Source organism: Oscillibacter sp. 1-3, from assembly GCF_000403435.2.
Classification (GTDB): domain Bacteria; phylum Bacillota; class Clostridia; order Oscillospirales; family Oscillospiraceae; genus Oscillibacter.
Genome location: NZ_KE159703.1, coordinates 1050182 through 1067663 on the forward strand (window position 1 = coordinate 1050182; position 17482 = coordinate 1067663).

Annotated in this window: 17 protein-coding genes and 1 pseudogene; 13 read left to right on the plus strand and 5 right to left on the minus strand. The window is 61.1% G+C overall.

From position 1 onward, the window contains the following. Positions 1–25: 25 nt before the first annotated feature. Positions 26–1123, minus strand: a complete 1098-nt coding sequence (locus tag C816_RS05050; protein ID WP_016321344.1) for a hypothetical protein — start codon at positions 1121–1123, stop codon at positions 26–28. After that, positions 1120–1584, minus strand: coding sequence for an RNA polymerase sigma factor (locus tag C816_RS05055; protein ID WP_016321345.1), 465 nt, complete (start codon positions 1582–1584; stop codon positions 1120–1122). Before C816_RS05055 ends, C816_RS05050 begins: the two co-directional genes overlap by 4 nt. Positions 1585–1764: 180 nt before the next feature. On the opposite strand from C816_RS05055, the gene C816_RS05060 reads away from it, so the two are divergent. From C816_RS05060 to C816_RS21585, 7 genes are all read left to right on the plus strand, one after another. Further along, positions 1765–3171 carry an MATE family efflux transporter gene (locus C816_RS05060; RefSeq protein ID WP_155978892.1) on the plus strand — a complete coding sequence of 469 codons (1407 nt, stop codon included), beginning with the start codon at positions 1765–1767 and terminating at the stop codon, positions 3169–3171. A gap of 369 nt (positions 3172–3540) precedes the next feature. Beyond that, on the plus strand, positions 3541–4800 hold the full coding sequence (locus C816_RS05065; protein ID WP_016321347.1) for an AfsR/SARP family transcriptional regulator: 1260 nt from the start codon (positions 3541–3543) through the stop codon (positions 4798–4800). A 227-nt stretch (positions 4801–5027) separates the two neighbouring features. Further along, positions 5028–5441, plus strand: a complete 414-nt coding sequence (locus C816_RS05070) for a hypothetical protein (protein WP_016321348.1) — start codon at positions 5028–5030, stop codon at positions 5439–5441. A 31-nt stretch (positions 5442–5472) separates the two neighbouring features. Then, positions 5473–6846: a hypothetical protein gene (locus C816_RS05075; protein WP_016321349.1), complete on the plus strand. Its 1374-nt coding sequence runs from the start codon at positions 5473–5475 to the stop codon at positions 6844–6846. Between the two features lie 15 nt (positions 6847–6861). Further along, positions 6862–7554, plus strand: coding sequence for a peptidoglycan recognition protein family protein (locus C816_RS05080; protein WP_016321350.1), 693 nt, complete (start codon positions 6862–6864; stop codon positions 7552–7554). A gap of 127 nt (positions 7555–7681) precedes the next feature. Next, positions 7682–9322, plus strand: a complete 1641-nt coding sequence (locus C816_RS05085) for a hypothetical protein (RefSeq protein WP_016321351.1) — start codon at positions 7682–7684, stop codon at positions 9320–9322. A 59-nt stretch (positions 9323–9381) separates the two neighbouring features. Next, the gene (locus C816_RS21585) at positions 9382–10170 is read left to right on the plus strand and encodes a class B sortase (RefSeq protein WP_016321352.1); all 789 of its coding nucleotides are present in this window, start codon (positions 9382–9384) and stop codon (positions 10168–10170) included. A 53-nt stretch (positions 10171–10223) separates the two neighbouring features. Here the strand turns inward: C816_RS21585 and C816_RS05095 are convergent, their stop codons facing one another. The 3 genes from C816_RS05095 to C816_RS05105 form a co-directional block, all read right to left on the minus strand. Beyond that, positions 10224–11300, minus strand: a complete 1077-nt coding sequence (locus C816_RS05095; protein WP_016321353.1) for a glycosyltransferase family 2 protein — start codon at positions 11298–11300, stop codon at positions 10224–10226. A gap of 72 nt (positions 11301–11372) precedes the next feature. Next, on the minus strand, positions 11373–12488 hold the full coding sequence (locus tag C816_RS25425) for a collagen-like protein (protein ID WP_016321354.1): 1116 nt from the start codon (positions 12486–12488) through the stop codon (positions 11373–11375). A 13-nt stretch (positions 12489–12501) separates the two neighbouring features. Beyond that, complete coding sequence (locus C816_RS05105) at positions 12502–13104, minus strand: BclA C-terminal domain-containing protein (protein ID WP_016321355.1); 603 nt, start codon at positions 13102–13104, stop codon at positions 12502–12504. Between the two features lie 180 nt (positions 13105–13284). Between C816_RS05105 and C816_RS05110 the strand changes: the two genes are divergently transcribed. The 6 genes and pseudogenes from C816_RS05110 to C816_RS05135 all read left to right on the plus strand — a co-directional run bounded on the left by C816_RS05110 (position 13285) and on the right by C816_RS05135 (position 17420). Continuing rightward, positions 13285–14271, plus strand: a complete 987-nt coding sequence (locus C816_RS05110) for a DUF6017 domain-containing protein (RefSeq protein WP_016321356.1) — start codon at positions 13285–13287, stop codon at positions 14269–14271. A gap of 17 nt (positions 14272–14288) precedes the next feature. After that, the gene (locus tag C816_RS05115) at positions 14289–14501 is read left to right on the plus strand and encodes a DUF5348 domain-containing protein (RefSeq protein WP_016321357.1); all 213 of its coding nucleotides are present in this window, start codon (positions 14289–14291) and stop codon (positions 14499–14501) included. 75 nt (positions 14502–14576) lie between these two features. After that, complete coding sequence (locus tag C816_RS05120) at positions 14577–15059, plus strand: PcfB family protein (RefSeq protein WP_016321358.1); 483 nt, start codon at positions 14577–14579, stop codon at positions 15057–15059. A gap of 11 nt (positions 15060–15070) precedes the next feature. Continuing rightward, complete coding sequence (locus tag C816_RS05125; protein WP_242832138.1) at positions 15071–16849, plus strand: VirD4-like conjugal transfer protein, CD1115 family; 1779 nt, start codon at positions 15071–15073, stop codon at positions 16847–16849. Between the two features lie 47 nt (positions 16850–16896). Then, a pseudogene (locus C816_RS22425) lies at positions 16897–17046 on the plus strand (Maff2 family mobile element protein); the annotation flags it as partial. A 161-nt stretch (positions 17047–17207) separates the two neighbouring features. Further along, positions 17208–17420, plus strand: coding sequence for a helix-turn-helix domain-containing protein (locus C816_RS05135; RefSeq protein WP_016317107.1), 213 nt, complete (start codon positions 17208–17210; stop codon positions 17418–17420). The last annotated feature ends 62 nt before the right edge of the window (positions 17421–17482 follow it).

The window sequence follows — 17482 nt, forward strand, 5'->3', positions numbered from 1 at the left end:
TTCCGGGGTCCCGGTTTTTTCGCCGTTACGAGAGGGGGATCTCCACGTCCCCCACCAGAACGGCCTCTACCTCCGCCGGGTCCATCAGCTCCCGGAAGACCACGTTCAGCATGATCCGGCCGCTGAGGCGTCCGCCGTCGCGGTGGGTAAAGCTGGCGCTGGAGGAGGAGCTGCCGCCGGAGAGCTGGAGGTCCGCCCAGGAGAGCTCCGTACCGTCCCGGAGGCGCAGGGCCAGGGAGGATTCGACCTCCCGGGAGACGGACTGGTCACTCATATTTGGCAGATCCTCCCCCTTCATGCGTACCTGGACGGACAGGGGTGAGACCTCCGCCGTGTAGGCGGCGCCGTCCGCCGTCGCCTTCCCGGCGACAGTGTCCGCGTCGAAGGAGGGGCGGAAGGTGACGACGGCGGCGTGGTCCGCCAAGAGGGTGTCCTCACCGTCCAGCTCCAGCTCCGGCGGCCATACCAGCAGGGTGATGGTGGGATTCAGCAGCGTTCTCAGGTCCCATCCCTCCTGGAAGCTGGCGCTGAGCATACAGGTCAGAGAGCGGGTCTCCGGGTCAAAGCCCAAGGTTTGGGTGGACTGGCCGGAGACACTGCCGATTTGGACATGCGCATACGCTTCCTGCTGCTCCTCCAGGCTCATGTCCCGGATGTCCTCCCAGGCAATCTCCCTTCCTCGGAGCGTAGCGATTCGCAGGGGCGGCAGGTGCTCCGCCGCCGCGACAGCCTCCAGGTCCGTGTCCTCCGGCAGCTGGCAGTCCAGCAGGACATAAAGGTTTTTCCGGTCCCCGATGGCCTGGCGCACCGTCAGCGTCACATCGCCGCAGACGCTGACGGCGTTCATGTCCCGAAATACGCCCTCTGCCCCAGGGACCTCCGGAGATGCCAGCCCGAACCGCTCCAAAAACACCGGGTCCCACGCCACGGTCTCCAGGGCGGCTCCCGCCGTGACCAGCAGTCCCGCCGCCAATACTGCCGCGAGCAGTGCTTTTTTTCCAATGCCCCAGGGGCGGAAGACCCGCCGCTTCTTCGGCTCCGCCGCCAAAACTGCCATGTTCAATCGCTCCGCCTGTTCCGCCGGGACGCGCAGTGTCTCCATCATCGCCTGATACCGGTTCATAACGTATCCTCCCATTCTCTCCGCAGGGCCTCCCGGCCCCGTTTCAGCCGCATCTTCACCGCGGAGACGGTGGCGCCCAGGATCTTCGCCGTCTCCTCTACGCTGTACCCCTCGCCGTAGTGGAGGTGGATGGCCGCCCGGTGCTTCTCCGGCAGAGCCGCCACCTGCTCCCACAGGCCCAGGTACTCCGCCGCCGGGGCGGGAAGGGTCTCGTCCAGGGGCAGGTCCCGTCTGCGGCGGCGCCTGTGTTCGTCCCGGCACTGGTTGGCAGCCACCTGGAACAGCCACTGCCGCTCCTGCTCCGGCGTCACAAAGTCCGGCGCGCGGTACAGCCGTTTGCAGAACACCTCCTGCAGCGCGTCCTCCGCGTCTGCGGGACTGCCCAGCTGCACCAGGCAGAAGCGGTAGAGCGCCGGACCGTATGCCGCGTAGGTTTTTTCAAAGGTCTCCTCCGCTGTCAAGGCTGTCTACTCCTCTCCTGGTTTTCTGACTGTATAACGATCTGCACGCGCAGAAGGTCACTTTTTATCATACGACATTTGGAGTGGAATTGAAATGAAAAAAGGGGTTTGCAAATCCTGGAGAATCGCGCTATCATAGGACCGATACAGTAATACGGCGACTGAGGTGACGAATGTGGTATGATTAGATTACAAAGTGAGTCCCGGGCCATGGTCCGGGTGATTTTGACCCTGGCCTGGCCCACTATGCTGGAGCAGATCAGCCAGTCCGCGGTCCAGTACATTGACACCGCCATGGTGGGGGCCCTGGGCACCCAGGCTACGGCGGCAGTGGGGGCCACCAGTACCGTGGGGTGGCTGGTATTTAATTCGATCACTGCCTTCGGCGTGGGCTTTCTGGGCATCATCGCCAAGGCCTGCGGGGCGCAGGACGCCCGGATGGCCCGAAGGGCCGCCGCTCAGTCGGCTCTGGCTGTGCTGGTGATCGGCATACTCTCCACGGTGCTCGTCACCTCTCTCAGCGGGGTGATTCCTGTCTGGATGCAGGTGGAGCCCCGCATCCGCCCCACGGCCTCCCGGTATTTCCTGATCCTGTACCTGCCCCTGCTGCCCCGGACGGCCAGCATCATCTTCGGCACCGCCCTCCGGGCGGCGGGGGACACCAGAACGCCCATGAAGGTGGGCGTGTGGGTGAACTGCATCAACGTGGTTTTGAACTTCCTGCTGATCTATCCCACCCGCACGGCGGTGCTGTTTGGCCGCGCCGTCACGGTGCCCGGCGCCGGAATGGGCGTCGTGGGCGCGGCCGCCGCCAGCGCCGCGGCCTTTACCTGGGGCGGCATCCGCATTACGTGGGCGCTGTGGCGGCATCCCGTAATCTCCCCCAGAGGGCAGACCCTGCGGCCGGACCCGCTGATTCTGCGGCCCTGCCTGCGCGTCGCCCTGCCCAATATGCTCCAGCGGTTCGGCACCTCTCTGGGCTACGTGGCCTTTGCTGCCATGATTAACTCCCTGGGAGAGGCGGCCACAGCCGCCCACACCATTGCCAACACCGTGGAGTCCGCTTTCTATATCCCCGGCTACGGGATGCAGACCGCCGCCGCCACCCTGACCGGCAACGCCTACGGCGCCGGGGACCAAAAGCGCATGAAGGCGCTGACCGCCATGTTTTTGCCGGTGGAGGTCTGCCTGATGTGCGTCACCGGCGGGGCGCTCTTTGCCACCGCGCCGCTGCTGATGGGGATTTTCTCCAGCAGCGGGGAGGTTGTCACGCTGGGCGCCACAGTGCTGCGGATGGTGGCGGTTTCGGAGCCGCTGTACGGTGTGTCCATCATCGTGGAGGGCATGATGATGGGCGTGGGCAAGACCAAAACGCCCTTTGTCTACAACATCATCGGCATGTGGTGCGTCCGCATTGTGGGGACGTTTCTCTGCATTCGCCTGCTGGGGCTGGGTCTGGTGGCCGCCTGGGGCTGCATGATCGCCCATAATGTGCTGCTCTTTGCGCTGTATCTGATCTCCTTTGTCAGAGGGACATGGAACCCTCTGAGGGAGCGGGACCCGCGGCAGACGGAGCGCTCTGGCTGAGGGCCGGCGGCGCGGCGTTTTCTGCGGGCTGCCATGGCCTGCACGTTATAGATACGAAATGTATATTTCGATACTACAAAGTGCGAACATGAGGGGACGCCGGAAACACGCGGCATAGGCGTTCAGAAGTTGTTAGAAGTTGGAAAAAACCGGTTATTTTTTCCATAATTTGCTTATTATCAGGAAAAAATAACCGATTGCTACTTGAAAATATAAAATGGACTGTGCTATAATTGCACCTCAGTGCGCATACCTTATAAAATTGTGAGATACAGAATATAAATTTCGTATCTTTCGGAGGCGCGGTGTCACAGGGGTTGCAGGTTTTTCGCCGTATGACAGAAAAGAGAAAAAAGGAGATTCAAACCTATGCAGCAGGCTTTGTGTGTTACTTTTTTCGGAGGATTTACCGTTTCCTGTCCGGAAGGGGAGCGTGTCATCTCGGAGCAGGAGCGGGCCTCCCAGCGGCTGTGGAGCTTTTTGGAGTATCTGTGCGCATTTCACCAGAACGGCGTGGGCCAGGAGGAGCTGATCGGCGCTATCTGGGAGGACGGCGAGGAGGCGGCCGATCCGGTGGGAGCCCTGAAAACCACCCTGCACAGGGCGCGTGCCATTCTAGAGGAGCTGGGCTTCCCGGACGGAAAACAGGTCCTGCTCTACCGCCGGGGACGCTATTTCTGGGCTCCGGAGCTGGAGGTGCGCACGGACGCGGAGGAGCTGGAGGAGCTGTATGCCGCCTTTTCCGCCGCGCCGGACAGGACGCTCCCCGCGGTCCTGGAGTTCCTGCCCCGGTACCAGGGGGACTTTCTGCCCAACGCGGCGGGGGCCGCCTGGACGCTGCCCCTGCGTACATACTATCACACCCGGTATCTGCGGCTGTCCTACGGCGCGGCCAACCGCCTGTGGGAGCTGGGACGGCTGGACGAGGCCGTCGGCGTGTGCCGTCAGGCCGCAACGCTGGACCCCTATGACGAGCAGTGCCAGCTGCTTTTGATGCGGCTGTTCCACGCCTCCGGGGCCACCCAGACGGCGCTGCAGCATTACAGCCAGGTGTCAAAGCTGTACATGGACCAGCTGGGCGTAGCCCCCTCGCCGGAGCTGGTGGCCTTTTACCAGGAGATTGCCCGGATCGACGCCTCCGTGGAGCTGGACCTGCGGATCATCCGCAGGCAGCTGCTGGAGGAGGAAGCGGCCGGGGGCGCGCTGATCTGCGAGTACGCCGTGTTCCGGGACATCTACCGCCTGATGGCCCGGGGGATGTACCGCTCCGGCCGGGTGGTGCAGCTGTGCCTGCTGACGGTTTTGGAACGGGACGGCGGATACCCGGAGGCCAAGCGGAGCGCCGCGGTCATGGCGGAGCTGGAGAAGTCCTGTCTGTCGCGGCTGCGCTCTGAGGACGTGGCCGCCCGGCTGAACGCCAACCAGTACCTTCTGCTGCTGCCCACCGCCAGCTATGAAAACGCCGAGCGGGTTCTGCGCCGGGGCCTTGACGCCTTCAAAAACACGCTGCTGGGGCGGACGGTGGCCGTGCGGACCAGTCTGCTGCCCGTGCTGCCGTCCAGGGAGACCGCGTCCAGAGGGGCGCCGGCCCGGGAGATGCCGACTAAGGCAGAGTGGCGGGAGATTTGAGGAGCTGTCACCAATCTGTAACCTTTTTATGGTAAAATTTGACGGAAACTGGTAGAGGCTTTGAAAATTGGAATGAGAAATTTGGGATTAGGCCTTGTTTGAAACCGTCAAAACGCCGCTTTGAGGCTTCTATTCCCGTCAGGACTGCGTTGATTTGACTTGAAATCCGTCAGGATTTCTTCGACGATTGAGAATTTCAAAAAGCCGCTGTGAAGGAGAGTGATTGTTTGGCGGAGAGCGTGCAATACATGGCCTGCGGCAAGAACACTGTCACTGTGCGCGTCGTGTCCTATGAGGACCGGCGGCCGGTGGGGACGCTGAGCGGTCCTCAGATGCCGAAGCCGCTCCGGTTTTCCAGTATGGCGCAGCTGCTGTTTTTTATGGAGGAGCTGATGGACCGGGAGAACTCCCCCCAGCGGGAGACGGAGGCCCGGGAGTTCTGCCCGGTGGAGGCCCGGCCGGCCCTGCGGTCCCAGCCCGGACGGGAGAAGAACCTGGCGGTTTTTGAGATTCGGGTCCTCTTCCGGCAGAACGCCAGCTGGCAGGGCTCCCTGCTCTGGCGGGAGCGGAAGCTGGAGGGGCATTTCCGCAGCGTTTTGGAGCTGATGCGCCTGATGGACAGCGCTCTGCTGGCGGAATGACAGAGCGGAATGAGGGAGGAGGCGCGAAGCGTTGAGCGGTAAATTAGGGCGTGCGCTGGATGCGCTGTTTGACCACTATGTCTTTGTCCTGCTGATCCTGGCCCAGGCCGCGCTGGTCCAGTTCGGCGTGGCCAACGCCCTGAGCACCGGGATGGTGGGCATTCTGCTGTGTGCCGCGGGGCTGGGCCTCCGGCGCTCCGCCCGGGTCGACCTCTGGATTGCCGTGCCCATGGCGGCGTATCTGGCTTTGGGCATGGCGTCCGCCTATATGACCTTTGGCAATACGGTGCAGGGATACCCCTCCACCCATGTGATTTTTTTTGCCATCTATTTTATCATGGCCTGCATGAACGGCGGCGAGCTGCGGCTTTTGAAGCGGCTCAACGCCCTGTGGGCCGGGGGCGCGGCGGCTGTCAGCCTGGGGATGTTTCTGCTCCAGGCCCTGAGCGGGACGGCGGGCCGCCTGGGCGGACTGCTGCGCAACCCCAACGCCCTGGGCATCTTTCTGGCGGTGGGGTGGTTTGCCATCACCGCCTGTCTGGAGGAGGACGGGGAGGAGGACGCGCTGAATCGCGCCCTGCGCCGTGCGGAGCCCCTGGTGCTGGCCGCGCTGGCCATGACGCTGTCTATGGGCAGTTTTCTCGCCATGGCGGCGGGTATTTTGGCGCTGCTGCTGGAGAAGAAACGCCGCGCCTCCTGGCAGGAGGTCTTCGGCTATGGCTTCGTTGTGCTGGCCAAGGCCAGTTTGTGCTTTGCCGCCGGAATTTTGATGTACGTCACCGCCCGGCAGACCCGCATTCCCTGGTTCTGTCTGTTTCTGCTGGCGTGGCTGCTGGCTCTGGCGGCCAGCTGGGGGACCTTTGAGCGGTTTCTCCGGACTTACCGCTGGGCGGCCATGGGCCTCTCCGGCGGGGGAATCGCCGTGGCGGCGGCCGCCGTGGCCATCCGGCCCAGCGCCCTGGCCACCTTTGCCGAGCGGATTGAGATGATGGAAAACGGCCTGGGGTATCTCCTCTTCCACCCGGTGCTGGGCCTGGGGCCCGGCCAGTGGCGGGAGTGGAACCTGTACGACGGGGACAAGTACTTCGGCACCTGGCACATTCACAATTTCCTCATCCACATCGGCGTGGAGCTGGGCCTGATCGCCATGGCGATGCTGGTGATCGTCATCGTCCGGCACTTCCACAAGACCGGGGCCCCCGGGGCCGCCGCTTTTCTGGTCCACAATCTGATGGACACCAGCTTTTTCTATTGCGGCATCACCTCCCTGACGCTGGTATCGGCGGGAGAGCCCCAAAAGGGCGGCAGGACTCTGGGCATAGCCGCCACCAGGGCGGTGTTTGTCTTGCTGGCGGCCCACTTCGCGTGGTGCTGCGTATATATGGTTTACACCTATTTCCTTTGACGGCGGAGGGCGGAGATGGAGACGAACAGACAGGAGTTCCGGCGCGTATGGCTGCTGCTGGCGGTGTTTGCCGCCTCGGCGGCCATTGTTCTGTCGGCATGGCGCTTTGCCGGGACGGGAATCCCGGAGAACGCAGGACGGCCCCTGACGGCGGCGGAGCAGACGGAGATCATCGCCCGCAACAGCCCCCTGACGGAGTATGTCTACCTCAGCGTCAACGCCGATTTCCCCCGGGAGGATGCGGTCAAAAAGATCACCATCCACCACATGGCGGACGACATCCCCCTGGAGCGGCTGGGGGAGGTGTTCGCGCAGCCGGACCGGCGGGCCTCCTCCAATTACGCCATTGACACCGAGGGCCGTGTGGCCCTCTATGTGGAGGAGGGGAACCGGGCCTGGACCTCCAGCAGCCCGGAGAACGACCATCAGGCGGTGACCATCGAGGTGGCCAACGACGAGATCGGCGGGGAGTGGCATGTCAGCGACGCGTCCTACGAGGCTCTGCTCCAGCTGTGTACGGACATCTGCTGGCGCAGCGGGATTCAGTCCCTGGAGTACACCGGGGACGAGACCGGAAACCTGACAATTCACAAGATGTTCTCAGATAGAACGGAGTGCCCCGGGCCCTATCTGGAGGGGAAGATGCCGGAGATCGCGGAGGAGGTCAGCCGGCGGCTGGAGATTTTGCGGGAAGTCCTTGGAAATTGAGGGAGCTGTCACCTTGCTGTAACCTTTTTGTGGTACTGTATGGCTGTAAACACAAGGGGCTGTGCCGAGCGGCCCCACCCAATACGGTATTCAAATTATTTTGATATACGAGAAGGGAGCACACAACATGAAGAAGAATTTAAGAAAGCCGATGAAAAGTCTGATGCTCACGGTAATGGCCCTGCTGACGGCCACGGCTACGGCGGTAAACGCCACATCCTACGTGACGATCAAGGTGGAGCACATCTGGGAGGACAACAATAACGCATACGGCACCCGGCCGGACGAGGTTAGTGTGAACATTAGTCAGGTGCAGGGAAAAGACGAAGAGAAGAACGATATAGTGACGGAGGAAAACTTTACCGATATTTCTGACAACGGTTCCACAGCCGGCGCGCAGGCTGGCGCGGACGTCGCTGACAAGTCCAAAGAGGATTTGCTGGAGGAGGTCAATCAGAAGGGCCAGGAGGCCGGCGTGCAGGCTGGTGCGGACGCGAAGGACCGGCTGGATACATTGGGCGTCACGGACCCGGAGAATTTGACGAAGCCCGGTGACCTCATGAATCCGGACGATCTGCCGAAGGTCGAAGATTTGAAAGATTACACGGGAGAAGACGGCAGGCAGTACCAGTACAGCGAGGACGAGAAGAAGGCGTACCAGGACAAACTCGACGAATATCGAAAGGCCTATGAGGCGTATCAGGGTTCGGAAAGTGAACCGGGCGCGTATGAGACCTATCAAGAGGCCTATAAGAACCTGCTGGACTATTTGAAGGAGTATTCCAAGGCCGAGAATTCCGCTTCCCGTCCCAGCGGCAATGATGACGGCTTTATGAGCGGCTTTTTGGGAAGTCTCGGGGACAGCGGACTGACGGCGGATCAGCTCAAAGAGGCATACGAGAACGGCTTTAACCAGGGTTATGACAGCGGTTACAGCGGCGGGGAGTCCGCTCCTGAGATTAAGGACGATGAGCGGGATAAGCTCGTAGCGGAAATCGGAGACAAGATTGACCAGCTGGTTGAGGGAACAGGTACGGACACGGCTGAGGAAATCATTGACACAGTCAACAAGATTATCAGCGGCACCGAGACCGAGAATAAGTGGTTTGAGGAGGAAAGGCTGGAGGCAGGAGACGAAAAGAACGATAACGGCGCCCTCAATTACCGGGCTGACATGGATAACACTCCTGTGGAGGCAAAAAAGGACTTCTTAAAGGATACCCTCGGTCTGGACGATGAGACGCTGGAAGGCATTGGGTATACCACGACGCAGCTCAAAATTGAGATTACCGTTGTTAAAGGCAACAATGAGGAAGAGCCGAGAGTTTATGTCTCTGTGGATGGAGGAAAGACCTTCACCGGTGTGAATACGGATCAGGAGTATAATGAGACAGCGGATATTCTGGAGGAGGTCAAATTTACCTTCCTGCACACGCTCAATGTACCGTATGCGCCGCCGGCGCCTGAGGAGATCGATGAGCCGGAGGCTCCCGATTCTCCCAAGCCCGCCCCCAAGGAAGAAGGCGGCGATGACAATAGTAGCGACAATAGCGGCGGCGATACCCCCACCGATTCCATCCCCGAGGACGGCGTTCCCCTGGCCAATGTGGAGGAGGAGCCGGAGGAGTCCATTCCCGAGGAGGAGGTTCCTCTCACCGACGTTCCCAAGACCGGCGACAGCAGCCTGATCTGGATGTGCGCCGCCATGTTCTCCGGCACAGCCCTGCTGGCTCTGCTGAAAAAGGAGAGAGAGGCCCGGGAGGCCTGACAAAAACCGATCACAGGCCCGGACGAAACGTCCGGGCCTGCTTGAGTGAGGAGGACCCCATGAAAAAACGGACGCGCCGGATTCTGATCGCGGCCCTGGCGGCGGTGTTTGCCGTCAGTCTGGGGGTCGTGGCCTACCAGCAGCTGCAGTACGGAAAAAACGATCGGGCCATCGACGACGCCCGCCGGCTGGCCGGTGTGCCGGCGGTGGGCAAACCGGTTTCCCGGCGGCCCCAGTCCGCCCCGGCGGACACGGATGAGCCCCCGGTGGAGGAGCCGGACCCCTGGGCGGACATCGACCTGGAGGCCCTGCGGGAGGTCAACGAGGACGTGGCTGGCTGGGTGGCCATCCCCGGCACGGACATCTCCTACCCACTGATCCGCCCCCAGGACAACGAGACCTACCTGACCCGCAGCTGGGACAAGACCCCTACCTCCGCCGGGTCCATCTTCCTGGACTACCGGGTGGCCTGGGAGCCCCGGGGCTTCAACACCATCATCTACGGCCACAATATGCGTAACCGCACCATGTTCGGTTCCCTGCGCAACTATCGCAGGGACGGCTACTGGGAGCAGTGCCCGGAGATCTGCCTGATCGACGACGAGGGCGTCCACTATTACGACATCTTCGCCGCCTGGGAGCCCCGGGTCACGGACCCGCCCTTCTCGCCGGAGATCACCACAGAGAAGGGCCGCCAGTCCTTTATTGATACCGCCCTGCGGCGCTCTGTCATCCACACGGGAGTGGAGCCCACAATTGGCAGCGAGATCCTGACCCTCTCCACCTGCACCGGCGTGGGCCACGCCACCCGCTGGGTGATCCAGGCGGCCCTGCGGACAGAGGCGTAGACGCAAATGCCCCCATCTTCGGCATTTTCCGAAGATGGGGGCTCTTTTCAGTCTCACGCGGAGGCAAGGGACCGGAACCACTCCCGGTTGTGGAGAACCGCCGGAGAATCCGGCTTGTAAGATGCCGCCAGCTCGTTGAAGGACTCTGCCCGCTCCTGATCTCCCAGGCGGCTGTAACAGACGCACAGCTGGATGCAGGGCAGATAGCCGTAGCAGTCCGGGGAGACGAAGCCGCCCCGGCGGTCGTCCCGGGGGCAGGTCAGAGCCAGGGCGTACCAGTAGGCGGCCTGGCCGTGCCGCTCCCGGACGAAGAACCAGCGGCCCGCCTCACAGCAGACCTCGGCCCTGGGCCGGTCATAGACAAAGGCGCGGAAGAGGGACGCCAGCGCCGCCTCATCCCGGCCCAGCGCCTCCTGGCAATAGGAGCAGAGGCAGCAGGCGTCGATGTTGTTCTCCAGCCAGCCCCGGCCCTCCGCAAGAAAGCTCTCCAGTACCGCCAGAGCATCCTCATAGCGCTGGTGGTAGTAGAGCTCCCGGCCGTAGTAGAGCTGCTGGCGGGGGTCCAGCGTCTTTCCGGCGGCCAGTTGGGCCTCGTAGATCCGCAGGTTCCGGTCCGGGTCGCCGGGACGGGTTTTGCGGTGGGTGACGGCGAAGTCCCCATAGAGGATCTGCCCCGCCGGGGCGACGGCCTCGTGGACGGCCCCCTCCCAGCGCATTCCGGCGCGGTTTTTGATCAGCCGCTCCCGGTAGTAGGAGAAGGTGACGCGGCCGCCCTCATCGAAGCCGGTGTGGTAGGGGGCCATGACCACCGACACGGCGGGGTCCAGGGTCTCCTTCAAAGCCAGGAAGGCGGACCGGTCCGCCTCCAGCAGTATGTCGTCCGCGTCCAGCCACAGGCAGTAGTCCATGGACGCGTGGGAAAAGGACTCGTTCCGGGCGGCGGCGAAGTCGTCCGCCCAGGGGAAGTCGAAAATCTGATCCGTAAAGCGGGCGGCGATCTCCCGGGTGCGGTCGGTGGAGCCGGTGTCCACAATGATGATCTCGTCCGCCAGACCGGCGGCGCTCTCCAGGCACCGCTCCAGCACATCCTCCTCATTCTTGACGATCATACATAAGCTGACGCTTACCATGGGACGCTCCTTTCATTTGGGGGAGTTTTGCGGGGGAGGCGGCAGGCGCCTCCCCCTGGGTTCGGGCAGTGTTCAGCTCAGCCGGATGATGGTCAGGGAAGCTCCCGCTCCGCCGCCCACCAGGATGGCCGTTCCGGCCACAACGGGCGGATAGATCTGGAGGGTGATGGTGGAGTTCGCGGGCAGGGTGACCTTGATCTGGTTTTGGAAGTGGGACGTGGACACCACAGGGGCGATGGTGGAGGCGGTGTTGTTCACGCCGTTAATCACCAGCCGGGTCCCCATCAGCAGGGACAAGGTGGTGTTCACATGATAGGAGATCTGGTAGGTGCCCGCCGTGGCCACGGTGAACACCGTGCTTCCGGCATTGGCGGTGATATCCGCAGACAGCACCTGGGCATTGGGCAGGGGGATGGCCGTGCCGCCCAGCGCCGCCAGAATGGTGCTGCCCTGGGTGTTGGCCGCGAAGGCGGCGGTGCTGGTGGGATTGGGCCCCGGTGCGCCGGGAACGCCCTGGGGTCCGGTGGGTCCGGTGGCTCCGGAAGCTCCTGTGAGCCCGGCGGGCCCGGTAACGCCGGGAGCGCCGTCCGGTCCGGTGGGTCCGGTGGGACCGGTGACGCCGGCGGCACCGTCCGGTCCGGTGGGTCCGGTGAGCCCGGCGGCGCCGGAAGCGCCGTCCGGCCCGGTGGGTCCGGTGGGCCCGGTGACGCCGGGGGCGCCGTCCGGCCCGGTGGGCCCAGTGGGCCCGGTGACGCCGGGAGCGCCGTCGGGTCCGGTGGGTCCGGTGGGTCCGGTGACGCCGGGAGCGCCGTCGGGTCCGGTGGGCCCGGTGGGCCCGGTGACGCCTTGGGCGGGTCCCTGGGGCCCCGTGGGACCGGCAGGCCCCGTGGGGCCGGGAGCGATGGGCGCGGACAGAGCGGCGGCCAGCTTGGAGGAGAGCAGCATCTGCTGCTCCACAATACCGGACAGGGTGCTCTGCACGCTCTCATTGACCTTCATGACCTCGTCCAGGGCCGCCGCCTCGGTGAGGCCCGGCAGGGTGCCCAGGACGTATTGCAGCTTCTCGCCCTCGGCGTTGAGGATGTGGCTCAGGCTGAGCTCCTCAGCGGCGATGGAGGAGATGATCTCGTTCAGGCTTCCCTCGCGGGTCAGCGGGGGATCAATCTGGGGAAATGTGGGCTGTGACATACGGCAACCCTCCTCAGCTCAGGCGGACCATGGTCAGCGACGCGCCGGCGGAGCCGGGCAGCAGCGTCGCAACAGACGCAATGCCGAACATCTGCAGGGAGACTGTATCCCCGGCGGTCAGATCCAGCAGGATCTCGTTGGAGAAGTGGCTCAAAGACACCAAAGGAGCCACCGTGGAGGCCGTGTTGGCCACGCCGTTGATCAGCAGCCGGGTGCCGCTGGCCAGGGACACGGTGGTGTTGATGTCGTAGGAGAGCTGGTACCGGCCGGAGGTGTTGACGGTGAACACAGTGTTGGCCCCGTTGACGGTGATGTCGGGGGACAGGAGCTGGCTGTCCGGCAGGGGCACCAGGGTGCCCGCCAGGATGACGGTCAGCACAGTTCCGCTGGTGTTGGCGGCGTAGGCGGAGGTGGCGGTGACATTGACGCCGGTGGGTCCGGTAGGACCGGTGGGACCGGTGACGCCAGTCGCGCCGGTGGGACCGGTGACACCAGTTGCGCCGGTAGGGCCGGTAGCGCCGGTGGGACCGGCAGGGCCGGCGGCACCCGCAGGGCCGGTGGTGCCGGTAGGGCCGGTAGCGCCGTCAATATATGCACAACATAGGAAACCCCGCAATTATGCGGATTGTTCATATCTTAAAGACAATTAAACAGCCCTTATAATTACACCAAAAACGCCGTAGCAAGGTTGGACAAGCCTTGATATGGCGTTTTTAAGCGGTGGATTGTCTGCGCCGTAGGTTTTCAAAATCTGCGGCGTTTTTTCATGTCCAGACACCGAAAGGAGCGGAGAACCATGCCAGTATTCCGCGTGGAGAGGAACAAGGGGTACACGGTCATGTCCAACTACCACTTGCGGGACAAGTCCCTGTCCCTGAAAGCCAAGGGCCTGCTTTCGCAGATTTTGTCACTCCCGGAAGATTGGGATTATACCCTGTCCGGCCTGTGCTACATCAACCGGGAGAGCAAGGACGCTATTCGTTCCGCCGTCAACGAATTGGAGCGGGCCGGGTACATCGAGCGCCACCAGACTACGGACGAGGGCGGCAAGTTCAGCAGCAACGAGTACATCATCCACGAACAGCCTGTTTCTTTGCCGCCGTCGTTGGATAAACCGTCGTCGGAAAACCCGACAACGGGAAAACCGGCGTCGGAAAATCCAACGCAATTAAATAAAGATAGAGAAACTAAAGACCAATCTATTACTGACCCATCAATTACCCATTCCCTTCCCTCCCTTTCGCCCCCTCCCCTCGTCGGCACAAGCTCCGCATCCCTCGCTTCGCCGCAAGCGGCAAAGCTCACTCGCTGCGCTGTGCCTCCTCTCCCCACGCAACCCGCTTCGCTGGGCTTGCGCGGGGGCCCCGGAGTTGCGGCTTCGCCGCCGGAAAGGAAAAGAACGGAAGCGGCCACGCAGAGCGCGGTTGAGATTTATCGGGACATCATCAAGGAGAACATCGAGTACGACCACCTCCTGCGCCACTCCAAGATCGACCGGGAGGAATTGGACGGCATCGTGGAATTGCTGGTGGAAACCGTCTGCACAGCCCGCAAGACAATCCGTGTCGCCGGGGACGACTACCCCGCCGAGCTGGTAAAGGCCAAGCTGCTGAAACTGAACAGCGGCCATATCGAGTTCGTCATGGACTGTATGCGGGAGAACACCACGAAAATCCGCAACATCAAGAAATACCTGCTGGCGGTGCTGTTCAACGCCCCCAGCACCATGGGAAGCTACTACACCGCCCTCGTCGCCCACGATATGGCGGAGGGAAAAATCTGACAAAGGAGGCCCCGACTATGAAACAGGGCGCATTGATCTTCGACGAGCGGACAGACCGCTACGACATCCGCTTTGATCTGGCCGACTATTACGGCGGCCTGCACTGTGGACAGTGCTTCGATGTGATGGTGGGCGGCAGATGGAGGCCCACCCGCATTGAGTACGCCGCCGACTGGTATCTGGTAGGCATCCGGGCCGACGATCTGACCGGCCTGCGGGTGAGGATTTGAGGTGTATCTATCTGCGGCGGCTGGTGGTTCCACCGTAGCCGCCCTTTTCGACTTCTGGCAAAGGAGGTATGACGCTTGCAGGAGGAAGTTACTCAAAAGACCATCGCGTTATCCATGAAAACCGGGAAGCTGACGGCCCAAGTGCTACAAATGGCCCTGAAAAAGTTTTTGGAGGCCCAGAAGCACGGCCCCAAGCTCCATCAGGGCCAGCAGAGCCTAAAGCAGTTGAAGCAGCACGGGGCGGCGCTGTCCAACATTGAGATCACCGACGCCAACATCGCCGCTTTCAAGCCATGCGCCAAGAAATACGGCGTGGACTTCACTTTGCGAAAGGACAAAACCACCCAGCCGCCCCACTACATCGTGATCTTTAAGAGCCGGGACGCCGACAATCTGGAACAGGCTTTCAAGGAGTTCACCGCTAAGAAGCTGTTGCGGGAGGCCAAGCCCTCCATCCGCAAGGCGCTGTCCGTCCTGCGGGAAGCGGCTGGCCGGAATGTCCAGCGGGCCAAGGAGAAAATCAGGGAAAGGGGGATGGAGCTGAGAAGCCGGATGTAAAGAAAATCATCATCACGAATTTGCCATATCTGTTGTTCGTGTGGCTGTTCGGCAAGATGGGCGAGGCGTGGCGGCTGGCGGCGGGGGCGGATGCCTCCCAAAAGATGCTCCACTTCATGGACAGCCTGGCGGCGGCGTTTGCCAACGGCCTGCCCAGCTTCCACCCCTTTGACCTGTGTATCGGCATCGGGGGCGCTGTGCTGGTGCGGCTGGCGGTGTACCTGAAAGGCAAAAACGCCAAGAAATACCGCCACGGCATGGAGTACGGCAGCGCCCGTTGGGGCGGGCCAAAAGATATAGCCCCGTATATCGACCCCGTATTTGAAAACAACATCCTGCTCACGCAGACCGAACGGCTGACGATGAACGGTAGGCCCAAAGCCCCCAAGACCGCCCGGAACAAAAATGTGCTGGTGATCGGCGGTTCCGGCAGCGGCAAGACAAGGTTTTTCGTCAAACCGTCGCTTATGCAAATGCACAGCAGCTATGTTGTCACAGACCCGAAAGGCAGCCTCTTGATCGAGGTGGGCCAGCTTTTAAGGCGGGGCGGATATAAGATAAAAGTGCTGAATACCATCAATTTTTCCAAATCCATGCGGTATAACCCGTTCGCTTACCTGCACAGCGAAAAGGATATTTTGAAGCTGGTAAACACCATCATCGCCAACACCAAAGGCGACGGGGAAAAATCCGCCGAGGATTTTTGGGTGAAGTCAGAACGGCTTTTCTATACCGCCCTGATCGGCTATATCTGGTACGAGGCCCCGGAGAACGAGAAAAACTTTACCACCCTGCTTGAAATGATTAACGCTTCCGAGGCAAGAGAGGACGACGCCGAATTTCAAAGCCCCGTGGATGAAATGTTCGCACGGCTGGCAGAAAAGGAGCCGGAGCATTTCGCCGTCCGACAATATCAAAAGTTTCTGCTTTCGGCTGGCAAAACTCGTTCCTCGATCTTGATCTCCTGCGGGGCCAGATTAGCGCCCTTTGACATCCGGGAAGTCCGTGAGCTGATGGAAACCGACGAAATGGAACTGGACACCCTGGGCGACCGCAAAACGGCGCTGTTCCTGATTATGAGCGACACAGACACGACATTCAATTTCATACTGGCGATGCTGCAAAGCCAGCTTATCAATCTGCTGTGCGACCGGGCCGATGATGTGTACGGTGGGAGGCTTCCTGTCCATGTGCGTCTGATACTGGACGAGTTCGCCAACATCGGGCAGATACCCAACTTTGACAAGCTGATCGCCACCATCCGAAGCCGGGAAATCTCGGCTTCTATTATTTTGCAAAGTCAATCGCAGTTGAAAAGCATCTACAAGGACGCCGCTGACATCATCAGCGACAACTGCGACTGTACTTTATTTTTGAGCGGGCGGGGGAAAAACGCCAAGGAAATCTCCGACGCGCTGGGCCGGGAAACCATTGACAGCTACAACACATCGGAGAACCGGGGCAGCCAGACCTCCCACGGACTGAATTATCAAAAATTGGGAAAGGAGTTGATGAGCCAAGACGAAATCGCCGTGATGGACGGCGGAAAGTGTATTTTGCAGGTGCGGGGTGTGCGTCCCTTTTTCAGCGAGAAATACGACATCACTCGGCATCCGCAGTACAAATACCTCTCCGATGCCGACAAGAAGAACGCTTTTGACGTGGACGGGTATCTTGCCGCCATGCGCCGCAGGCAGCGGCAGGTGGTGACGCAGGAGGAAGTCTTTGACTTCTACGAAATCGACCTGTCGGACGAAGAAACCGGCGAAGCCGACGCCGCCGAAGAATGAGGCGGTAAATTCAACAACAACATTTCTGAAATTATGGAGGTAAATTTATGGAGTTTTTTAACAGCGCGATCGAAGTTTTGCAGACCCTCGTTGTCGCCTTGGGCGGCGGCCTGTGCGTGTGGGGCGGCATCAATCTCCTGGAGGGCTACGGGCAGGACAACCCCGGTTCCAAATCGCAGGGCGTCAAGCACTTGATACCTAAATTGATGTAAAGACAAATGCGTTGTGTATGCCGCAGTTTTTGGAGAAGAATTGCAACAGTGCATTGTGTTTTCTCAATGAGGGCGGTATAATGATTGAAAGGCCATAGGGCCGGGGTCGCTCCTGCTGTCCCCAGCCCGGAAAGGTGGAATAGGATATGAAAATCAGCTATAAACCGCTCTGGAAAACACTAATCGACAAGAACATGAGCAAGAAAGATTTACGGCTTCAGGCGCATTTGACAACGAACCATATCGCCAACATGGGCAAGGGGGAGCATATCTCCATGCCCACCCTTATCAAGATTTGCGAAACGCTGAATTGTGACATTTCTGATGTGATTGCGCTTGTGCCGGATGATGACCCATAAGTGAGAAAGGGCAACTCACTGTTCTTGAGAATTTCTTGAGATTTGCATGATAAGATAAGTGC

Excerpts from the sequence above, each read along its gene's own strand:
- C816_RS05050 (WP_016321344.1), bottom strand. The coding sequence starts at position 1,123 with ATGAACCGGTATCAGGCGATGATGGAGACACTGCGCGTCCCGGCGGAA.
- C816_RS05060 (WP_155978892.1), top strand. The coding sequence starts at position 1,765 with ATGATTAGATTACAAAGTGAGTCCCGGGCCATGGTCCGGGTGATTTTG.
- C816_RS05065 (WP_016321347.1), top strand. The coding sequence starts at position 3,541 with ATGCAGCAGGCTTTGTGTGTTACTTTTTTCGGAGGATTTACCGTTTCC.
- C816_RS05080 (WP_016321350.1), top strand. The coding sequence starts at position 6,862 with ATGGAGACGAACAGACAGGAGTTCCGGCGCGTATGGCTGCTGCTGGCG.
- C816_RS05085 (WP_016321351.1), top strand. The coding sequence starts at position 7,682 with ATGAAGAAGAATTTAAGAAAGCCGATGAAAAGTCTGATGCTCACGGTA.
- C816_RS21585 (WP_016321352.1), top strand. The coding sequence starts at position 9,382 with ATGAAAAAACGGACGCGCCGGATTCTGATCGCGGCCCTGGCGGCGGTG.
- C816_RS05095 (WP_016321353.1), bottom strand. The coding sequence starts at position 11,300 with ATGGTAAGCGTCAGCTTATGTATGATCGTCAAGAATGAGGAGGATGTG.
- C816_RS25425 (WP_016321354.1), bottom strand. The coding sequence starts at position 12,488 with ATGTCACAGCCCACATTTCCCCAGATTGATCCCCCGCTGACCCGCGAG.
- C816_RS05110 (WP_016321356.1), top strand. The coding sequence starts at position 13,285 with ATGCCAGTATTCCGCGTGGAGAGGAACAAGGGGTACACGGTCATGTCC.
- C816_RS05115 (WP_016321357.1), top strand. The coding sequence starts at position 14,289 with ATGAAACAGGGCGCATTGATCTTCGACGAGCGGACAGACCGCTACGAC.
- C816_RS05135 (WP_016317107.1), top strand. The coding sequence starts at position 17,208 with ATGAAAATCAGCTATAAACCGCTCTGGAAAACACTAATCGACAAGAAC.